At 57.7% G+C, this 8818-nt stretch carries 9 protein-coding genes; 8 read left to right on the top strand and 1 reads right to left on the bottom strand.

The window, feature by feature from the left end:
• Positions 1-7 precede the first annotated feature (7 nt).
• Together IBX54_RS00430 and IBX54_RS00435 are read left to right on the top strand one after the other, a co-directional pair.
• Entirely contained in the window at positions 8-868 is an 861-nt protein-coding gene (locus tag IBX54_RS00430) for an ABC transporter permease (protein WP_296540689.1), read from the top strand.
• A gap of 59 nt (positions 869-927) precedes the next feature.
• Positions 928-2397, top strand: a complete 1470-nt coding sequence (locus IBX54_RS00435) for an aldehyde dehydrogenase (protein WP_296540690.1) — start codon at positions 928-930, stop codon at positions 2395-2397.
• 6 nt (positions 2398-2403) lie between these two features.
• Here the strand turns inward: IBX54_RS00435 and IBX54_RS00440 are convergent, their stop codons facing one another.
• Positions 2404-2562, bottom strand: coding sequence for a hypothetical protein (locus IBX54_RS00440; protein ID WP_296540691.1), 159 nt, complete (start codon positions 2560-2562; stop codon positions 2404-2406).
• A 252-nt stretch (positions 2563-2814) separates the two neighbouring features.
• On the opposite strand from IBX54_RS00440, the gene aceA reads away from it, so the two are divergent.
• The 6 genes from aceA to pheS all read left to right on the top strand — a co-directional run bounded on the left by aceA (position 2815) and on the right by pheS (position 8813).
• A complete protein-coding gene (gene aceA / locus IBX54_RS00445) occupies positions 2815-4134 on the top strand; it encodes an isocitrate lyase (RefSeq protein ID WP_296540692.1) in 1320 nt (439 codons plus the stop codon).
• A gap of 143 nt (positions 4135-4277) precedes the next feature.
• Positions 4278-6191 carry a threonine--tRNA ligase gene (gene thrS, locus IBX54_RS00450; protein ID WP_296540693.1) on the top strand — a complete coding sequence of 638 codons (1914 nt, stop codon included), beginning with the start codon at positions 4278-4280 and terminating at the stop codon, positions 6189-6191.
• A 43-nt stretch (positions 6192-6234) separates the two neighbouring features.
• The gene (gene infC / locus IBX54_RS00455; protein WP_296540698.1) at positions 6235-6861 is read left to right on the top strand and encodes a translation initiation factor IF-3; all 627 of its coding nucleotides are present in this window, start codon (positions 6235-6237) and stop codon (positions 6859-6861) included.
• 171 nt (positions 6862-7032) lie between these two features.
• Positions 7033-7236, top strand: coding sequence for a 50S ribosomal protein L35 (gene rpmI, locus IBX54_RS00460; protein WP_296275693.1), 204 nt, complete (start codon positions 7033-7035; stop codon positions 7234-7236).
• 25 nt (positions 7237-7261) lie between these two features.
• The gene (rplT, locus tag IBX54_RS00465; RefSeq protein WP_296540694.1) at positions 7262-7621 is read left to right on the top strand and encodes a 50S ribosomal protein L20; all 360 of its coding nucleotides are present in this window, start codon (positions 7262-7264) and stop codon (positions 7619-7621) included.
• Positions 7622-7739: 118 nt separating this feature from the next.
• Positions 7740-8813, top strand: coding sequence for a phenylalanine--tRNA ligase subunit alpha (pheS, locus tag IBX54_RS00470; protein WP_296540695.1), 1074 nt, complete (start codon positions 7740-7742; stop codon positions 8811-8813).
• Positions 8814-8818 lie beyond the last annotated feature (5 nt).

The raw sequence follows: 8818 nt of genomic DNA on the forward strand, positions 1-8818 counted from the left end.
GCCAAGCATGAAGCATTTTCTGAGTCGTCATTTTGGCAAGCTGTGGTTGGGGCTGACCTTCCTGTTTCTGTACCTGCCGCTGTGCTTCATGATTGTGTTTTCGTTCAACAGCACGCGCCAGGATGCCGTGTTTACCGGCTTTTCGCTGCGTTGGTACGAGGCGCTCACGCGCGACAGCAAGATCGTTGACGGCTTTTGGCTGTCGCTACAGATTGCCATGGCCGCCGGTGTGGCCTCGGCGGTGCTGGCCACGTTTGCCGCCTTTGTACTGGTGCGCTACCGCCGCTTTCCGGGGCGCACGCTGTTCTCGGGCATGGTCAATGCGCCACTGGTGATGCCCGAGGTGGTGATTGGCCTGTCTTTATTGTTGCTCATGGTGGGCGTGCAAAACGCGTTTGGCTGGCCGCAGCGCGGCATGCTGACGATTGTGCTGGGGCACACCCTGCTGGGCATGGCTTACGGCATGGTGGTGATCCAGTCGCGCTTGCTGGAAATGGACCGCGCCATCGAAGAAGCCGCGATGGACCTTGGCGCCAAACCCTTTCAGGTGTTCTTTCTGATCACCATGCCCAACATTCTGCCGGCCATCTTCGCCGCCTATTTGCTGGCATTCACGCTGTCGTTTGACGACGTGGTGATTGCCGAGTTCCTGTCGGGCCCCGGTGTCAACACCCTGCCGCAGGTCATCTTTGGCTATGCCCGGCGCGGTATCAACCCGACCATTTACGCGGCGGCCACGCTGCTGATCGTGTCGGTGACGCTGGTGGTGATTGGCTACAGCGTTTGGGTGGCGCGCCAGACGCGGCGCCGCGAGCGTGAGATTGCGGCGGCCACGCGGGCCGAACTGGCGGCCTTGCAGTCGCAATGATATTTTTTGGTGCTTTACCTTCACGCAGCAAGCGCTTTTACTTTTGAGGTTTTTCACACATGACAACAGCTATCTACGACGGCCGGGCACTGATCAATGGCACGCGCGTGCCTGCGCAGGACGGGCAAACCTTTGACTGCATTTCGCCCGTTGATGGTCGTCTGCTCACCACCGTGGCGCGTTGCGGCCAGGCCGATGTGGATGCGGCGGTAGCGGCGGGGCGGGCAGCATTTGAAGAGCGGCGCTGGTGCAGCATGGCCCCGGCGGCACGCAAACGCGTCATGATCAAATTTGCCGACCAGTTGCTGGCCCACGCCGACGAGCTTGCCCTGATGGAAACGCTCGACATGGGCAAACCCATCCAATACGCCCGCAATGTCGATGTCAACAGCGCGGCCAATTGCCTGCGCTGGTACGGCGAGGCGGTGGACAAGATTTATGACGAAATTGCCCCCACGGCCAGCACTGCGCTGGCACTGATTCAGCGCGAGCCGATGGGTGTGGTCGGCGTCATCGTGCCCTGGAACTACCCCATGATCATGGCCGCCTGGAAGATTGCACCAGCGCTGGCTGCGGGCAATTCGGTGGTGCTCAAGCCCAGCGAAAAGTCGCCTCTGACAGCACTTCGATTGGCTGAACTCGCGCTTGAAGCGGGCATTCCGCCGGGCGTGTTCAATGTGGTGCCAGGTTATGGCGTTGAGGCCGGCTCGCCGCTGGCGCTGCACATGGATGTCGATTGCATCGCCTTTACCGGCTCGACCCGCGTGGGCAAGCAAATTCATGTGATGGCAGGGCAAAGCAACCTCAAACGCGCCTGGACCGAACTGGGTGGCAAGTCGCCCAACATCGTCTTTGCCGATTGCCCCAATCTGGATCGCGCGGTGCAGGCTGCCGTGGGCAGCATTTTCTTCAACCAGGGCGAAAGCTGCAACGCGCCCTCGAGGCTTTTTGTGGAGGCCAGCATCCGCGAGCAGTTTCTTGAAAAAGCGCTGGCGCTGGTGCCCGGCTACGCGCCCGCCAATCCGCTGGTGCCCGACACCGTCATGGGCGCCATCGTTGATCAGACCCAAATGAACTCGGTGCTGCGCTACATCGCACTGGGCAAGCAGGAGGGCGCGGCCCTGCTGGCTGGCGGTGAGCAGGCGCTGGTGGACACCGGTGGTTGCTACGTGCAGCCCACCATCTTCGCCGGCGTGACCCCTGACATGACCATTGCCCGCGAAGAAATCTTTGGGCCGGTACTTTCGGTGCTGTCGTTCACTGATGCGGCCGATGTCGTGTGCCAGGCCAACGCCAGTGTGTATGGCTTGCAGGCGGCAGTCTGGAGCCGAGACATCAACAAGGCGCTCGGCGTGGCGCGCGCCTTGCGTGCCGGCACGGTCCACGTCAACCAGTACGATGAGGACGACATCACCGTGCCCTTTGGTGGCTACAAGCAAAGTGGGGTGGGCCGCGACAAGTCGCTGCACGCGTTTGACAAATACACCGAGACCAAGACCACCTGGATTCGCATTGACAGTCCGGTTTGACACCCTTCAAGCCCCCGCCGACGCCTTGAGCACACTGTGCGCGCCCACGGTTAACTGGTGCAAGCGGCTGGCCTGCAGCGACAGTGCCGCCGACACCACATGGTCGCCGGGAGCATCGAATGGCGCCTGCCTCGCGACCTCGGTGCAGTCCTTTATTAGTTTCACGATATGCCAATTAAATATCGCATTGCGGAATTTAAACCCTTTCTTTTTTCTGATTTTTAGCAGAAATTGAAAAATATGGTTTCATATTGCAAAATAACAAACCTAACTAATTGATAATATTGAATTAAATAAAAGTCTTCTATAAGACATAAGATGACTAAATAGTCTTCTATAAGACCTAAAATAGGCGCCAAGACATCGACTGCTTCAAGCAAACGATGGCCCCGCTTTTCATTAACTCAGGAGTTTTTCATGCCACAAACCGTTACCGAACAATTGAGCCGCGAACAACAAATTGCCGCCCTCGAAAAGGAATGGGCCACCAATCCGCGCTGGAAAGGCATCAAGCGCGGCTACAGCGCCGCTGATGTGGTGCGTTTGCGCGGTTCGTTCCCGATTGAGCACACGCTGGCGCGCCGCGGTGCCGAAAAGCTGTGGGATTTGCTGCACAACGAGGACTACATCAACTGCCTGGGTGCCCTCACCGGTGGCCAAGCCATGCAGCAAGTCAAGGCTGGCGTGAAGGCCATCTACCTGTCAGGCTGGCAAGTGGCCGCTGACGGCAACACCTCGCTGTCGATGTACCCTGACCAATCGTTGTACGCGGTTGATTCGGTGCCGACCATGGTCGAGCGCATCAACAACGCTTTCCGCCGTGCCGATGAGATCCAGCACTCCAAAGGCATTGATGCGGGTGACAAGGGTTACACCGACATGTTCGCTCCAATCGTGGCCGATGCCGAAGCCGGTTTTGGTGGCGTGCTCAACGCGTTTGAGCTGATGAAGAACATGATTCGTGCCGGTGCGTCAGGCGTGCACTGGGAAGACCAACTGGCCTCGGTCAAGAAGTGCGGCCACATGGGTGGCAAGGTGCTGGTGCCCACGGCCGAAGCTATCCAGAAACTCGTCGCTGCCCGCATGGCTGCTGACGTGTGCGGTGTGCCCACACTGGTGATTGCCCGTACCGATGCAGAAGCCGCTGACCTGCTGACCAGCGACTACGATGCCAACGACAAGCCGTTCCTGACCGGCGAGCGCACGGCAGAGGGCTTCTACCGTTCACGCAAGGGCATGGACCAGGCCATCAGCCGCGCCGTTGCCTACGCCGATTACGCCGACCTGGTGTGGTGCGAAACCGGCACCCCGGATCTGGAATTTGCCCGCAAGTTTGCCGAAGGTGTGCACGCCAAGCACCCGGGCAAGATGCTGGCCTACAACTGCAGCCCGTCGTTCAACTGGAAGAAAAACCTGGACGAAGCCACCATTGCCAAATTCCAGAAAGAGCTCGGCGCCATGGGCTACAAGTACCAGTTCATCACGCTGGCCGGTATTCACTCGATGTGGTTCAACATGTTCGACCTGGCGCAAGACTACGTCAAGCGCGGCATGTCGGCCTACGTTGAACGTGTGCAAGACCCGGAGTTTGCTGCTCGTGACCGTGGCTACACCTTTGTGTCGCACCAGCAAGAGGTGGGCACGGGCTACTTCGACGATGTCACCACCGCGATCCAGGGCGGCAAGTCAAGTGTGACGGCACTGACGGGCTCCACTGAAGAAGAACAGTTCCACTAAAAAATCTGACCCGATGGGGTCAAGGGCTGGCGCTCCCTTAATGGGGGTGGCCAGCCTTTTTTGATGGCGACGAGTGCGGGTAAAATCGCAGCAGACAGACGCGGCATTGCCGCGTTTTTTAGTTACCTGGACGCTTCATACCCATGCTTCACATCACGCTCCCCGACGGCTCGCAACGCGACTACGATTCCTCTGTCACGGTGGCAGAGGTTGCGCAATCCATTGGCACTGGCCTGGCCAAAGCCGCACTGGCGGGCAAGGTCAATGGCAAGGTGGTCGATACCAGTTTTGTCATTGACAAGGACAGCCAGCTTTCGATCATTACTGCCAAAGATGCCGAGGGTCTGGAGGTGATTCGCCACTCCACTGCCCACCTGCTGGCCTACGCCGTCAAGGAGCTTTTCCCCACCGCGCAAGTCACGATTGGCCCAGTGATCGAAAACGGCTTTTTCTACGACTTTGCGTTCGAGCGCCCGTTCACGCTGGAGGACCTGGCCCTGATCGAAAAGCGCATGGCAGCATTGGCAGCCAAAGACGAACCGGTACTGCGCCGGGTGCTACCGCGCGACGAGGCGGTGGCCTATTTCAAGGGTCTGGGCGAGCACTACAAGGCCGAGATCATTGCCAGCATTCCGGCCAATGAAGACGTCAGCCTGTACCGCGAGGGCGCTTTCGAAGACCTGTGCCGCGGCCCGCACGTGCCCAGCACCGGCAAGCTCAAACACTTCAAGCTAATGAAAGTGGCGGGCGCTTATTGGCGCGGTGACCACAAAAATGAAATGCTGCAGCGCATTTACGGCACCGCCTGGGCCACCAAAGACGAGTTGCAGCAGCATTTGACAATGCTCGAAGAGGCCGAAAAGCGCGACCACCGCAGATTAGGTCGCGAGCTTGACTTGTTCCATATCGACGACCACTCCCCGGGGCTGGTGTTCTGGCACCCCAAGGGCTGGGCGATCTGGCAGGCGGTGGAGCAGTACATGCGCCAGGTTTATCGCGACAACGGCTATCAAGAGGTCAAGGCACCACAACTGCTCGACAAGGGCCTGTGGGAAAAAACCGGTCACTGGGACAAGTACCGTGACAACATGTTCACCACCGAGTCCGAAAAGCGCGACTACGCTCTCAAGCCCATGAACTGCCCGGGCCACATCCTGATCTTCAAGCAGGGCCTGAAAAGCTACCGCGACCTGCCACTGCGCTACGGTGAGTTCGGTCAATGCCACCGCAACGAAGCCACCGGCGGCCTGCACGGCATCATGCGGGTGCGCGGCTTCACCCAGGACGACGGCCACATTTTTTGCACCGAAGATCAGATACTGGCCGAATGCGTGGCCTACACCACGCTGCTGCAAAAGGTGTATGCCGACTTCGGTTTCAAGGACATCATCTACAAAATCGCCACCCGGCCCGAGCAGCGCATTGGCTCGGACGACATCTGGGACAAAGCCGAGCACGCGCTCATCGAGAGCTTGCGCGCCTCGGGGTGCGAGTTCGAACTGTCTCCCGGCGAGGGCGCCTTTTACGGCCCCAAGGTGGAGTACACCCTGAAAGACGCCATTGGCCGGCACTGGCAATGCGGCACCATCCAGGTCGATTTTTCCATGCCCGAGCGGCTCGATGCCGATTATGTGGGTGAAGACAGCGCACGCCATCGCCCGGTCATGCTGCACCGTGCCATCGTCGGCAGCCTCGAGCGTTTTATAGGAATTTTGATCGAAGAAACCGCCGGTGCCCTGCCAACCTGGCTCGCGCCGGTGCAGGTCAAGGTGCTCAATATCACCGACGCGCAGGCAGAATATGCCATGGATGTCGTCAAAACGCTGCAAAATCAAGGCTTTAGGGTAGAGGCTGATCTTCGCAATGAGAAAATCACGTATAAAATACGCGAGCATTCAATGCAAAAGGTGCCGTATCTGCTCGTCATTGGTGACAAAGAGATGGCTTCCGGCGCTGTTGCAGTGCGAGCCCGAGGTGGACAAGACCTTGGCGTGATGTCGGTCGCTGAGTTCGTTCAAAAGATCTCGGCAGATGTCACAAACAAATCACTCGTTTGATTTTTGAAATGTTCAGGGGCTGGCTTTGCCAGCTGTGGCCACGATGGATGTGGCAGTTTTTGTAAAGGATCAAGTCATCGCTACCGAATACCGTGATCGCCGTCACCGCGAAGAACGCAAACACCGATTGAATCGGGAAATCATGGCTCCGGAGGTTCGCCTCTCGGGTGTGGAAAATGAACCCTTGGGTGTGGTCAATATCAACGACGCGCTACGCATGGCGGGCGAACTTGACGTTGATCTGGTCGAGATTGCCGCCACGGCCAATCCGCCGGTGTGTCGTTTGATGGATTACGGCAAATTCAAGTACCAGGAACAAAAGAAAGCTTCCGAAGCCAAAGCCAAGCAGACCGTGATCGAAATCAAGGAGATCAAGTTCCGACCCGGTACCGATGATGGCGACTACAACATCAAGATGCGCAACATCCGGCGCTTTTTGGCCGAAGGCGACAAGTGCAAGATTACTTTGCGCTTTCGCGGGCGCGAAATCACGCACCAGGATTTGGGCATGGCTTTGCTCAACCGCATTCGTGATGAGCTGGGTGATTTGATTTTGGTCGAGCAGTTTCCCAGGCTGGAAGGGCGCCAGATGATCATGATGATCGCGCCAAGCCGCAAGAAGCCCTCTGCGCCCAAAGCGGTAGTGACAGAGGCTGCTGTAAACGGTTAGAAAATTACGGTCAACGCCTGCAGGGTGTTGACCAAGAGACAAGTGGCAAATCCAGGTTTGTCGCTTGAAGGTGGTGGGTTTTTGACTCGCCACTCAAAGTGGCTCGGGGCCATCAAGGCTGCAAATTGTTTGCAGACGCCTCACGAGCACAATGTAAAAAGGAGCATGAAGATGCCCAAAATGAAGACCAAGAGCGGCGCTAAAAAGCGTTTCCGCGTTCGTCCAGGTGGTACCGTTAAACGCGGTCAAGCCTTTAAACGTCACATCTTGACCAAGAAGTCCACCAAGCTTAAGCGCCATCATCGTGGTACGTTGACTGTTCGTGAGACCGAAATGGGTCGCATGGCACAGATGTTACCCGGCCGTGGCCTTTAATTAACGACGAACAAGGAGTACTCACATGCCTCGCGTCAAACGTGGTGTAACGGCTCGCGCCCGCCACAAAAAAGTTCTCGCCCTTGCCAAAGGTTTCCGCGGTCGTCGTGGTAATGTCTTCCGGGTCGCTAAAGAAGCGGTGATGAAGGCTGGGCAATACGCCTACCGTGACCGTCGTACCAAAAAACGTGTCTTCCGTCAGTTGTGGATTGCCCGTATCAATGCTGCTGCCCGTCAGTGTGGCATGACTTACAGTCAGTTCGCCAATGGTCTGAAGAAGGCCAATATCGAGATCGACCGCAAGGTTCTGTCTGATATTGCGATCCATGATGTGGCCGCATTTGCTGGTATCGTGGAACAAGTCAAGGCCAAACTGGCGGCTTGAGTTGCATTATCTGTAATTGTTGCTATTTAAGTTATAGCATCTTGCAAAATCAGATGAGGGCTAGAGCTTGAAAAGGCACTAGCCCTTTTTCCTTGGATTTGCGCTTTCTAGAGTATTTATGAACGACTTGACCACTGTTGTTGAACAAGCCCGTGCCGCTTTTGAGCTGGCGCACACCCCTGCTGATCTTGAAAACAGCAAGGCACTTTTTTTGGGTAAGTCAGGTCGCATCACCGAGCTGATGAAAGGTCTGGGCCGCTTGCCGATCGAAGAAAAAAAGTTGCAGGGCGCCGCCATCAACCAGGCCAAGCAAGGCATCGAAGCCGCGCTCAATGCGCGCCGCCAAGCGCTGGCCGAGCGTGAATTGCAGGCGCAGTTGCAAGCCGAGGCGCTCGATGTGACTCTGCCGGGGCGCCAACGCGGCAGCGGTGGCCTGCACCCGGTATCGCTCACGCTGGAGCGCATCGAAGCCATTTTTGGCTCGATGGGTTTTGAAGTGGCGCAGGGCCCCGAGATCGAGTCTGACTGGTTCAACTTCACCGCGCTCAACACCCCCGAAGACCATCCGGCGCGCTCGATGCACGACACTTTTTATGTCGAAGGCGGCAGCGCAACAGCGCCCAATTTATTGCGCACCCACACCAGCCCGATGCAAATCCGGCACGCGGTGCAGCACGTCAAGCAACACCGCCTGGCCCATGGCAGCACTAACGACGGCACGCTCTACAGCGGTGAGATGCCCGAGATTCGCGTCATCGCCCCAGGGCGCACCTACCGGGTGGACAGCGATGCCACCCATTCGCCCATGTTCCACCAGTGCGAAGGCCTGTGGGTGGGCGAGGCCATCAGCTTCAAAGACCTGAAGTACGTTTTTACCGATTTCTGCCGCACCTTCTTTGAAAACCCTGATCTCGTGCTGCGCTTTCGGCCCAGCTTTTTTCCGTTCACCGAACCCAGCGCCGAAATCGACATCCAGTTTCCCAGCGGCCCGCTGGCCGGGCGCTGGCTCGAAGTGGCTGGTTCCGGTCAGGTGCATCCCAATGTCATCCGCAACATGGGCCTGGACCCCGAGCGCTACATCGGCTTCGCCTTTGGCATGGGCCCGGACCGGCTTACCATGCTGCGCTATGGCGTGAATGACTTGCGGCTGTTTTTTGACGGCGACATTCGCTTTTTGTCGCAGTTCCGTTAAGCCGC

The sequence above is a fragment of the Rhodoferax sp. genome (assembly GCF_014859475.1).
Classification (GTDB): domain Bacteria; phylum Pseudomonadota; class Gammaproteobacteria; order Burkholderiales; family Burkholderiaceae_C; genus Rhodoferax.

Excerpts from the sequence above, each read along its gene's own strand:
- IBX54_RS00430 (WP_296540689.1), top strand. The coding sequence starts at position 8 with ATGAAGCATTTTCTGAGTCGTCATTTTGGCAAGCTGTGGTTGGGGCTG.
- IBX54_RS00435 (WP_296540690.1), top strand. The coding sequence starts at position 928 with ATGACAACAGCTATCTACGACGGCCGGGCACTGATCAATGGCACGCGC.
- aceA (WP_296540692.1), top strand. The coding sequence starts at position 2,815 with ATGCCACAAACCGTTACCGAACAATTGAGCCGCGAACAACAAATTGCC.
- thrS (WP_296540693.1), top strand. The coding sequence starts at position 4,278 with ATGCTTCACATCACGCTCCCCGACGGCTCGCAACGCGACTACGATTCC.
- infC (WP_296540698.1), top strand. The coding sequence starts at position 6,235 with ATGGATGTGGCAGTTTTTGTAAAGGATCAAGTCATCGCTACCGAATAC.
- rpmI (WP_296275693.1), top strand. The coding sequence starts at position 7,033 with ATGCCCAAAATGAAGACCAAGAGCGGCGCTAAAAAGCGTTTCCGCGTT.
- rplT (WP_296540694.1), top strand. The coding sequence starts at position 7,262 with ATGCCTCGCGTCAAACGTGGTGTAACGGCTCGCGCCCGCCACAAAAAA.
- pheS (WP_296540695.1), top strand. The coding sequence starts at position 7,740 with ATGAACGACTTGACCACTGTTGTTGAACAAGCCCGTGCCGCTTTTGAG.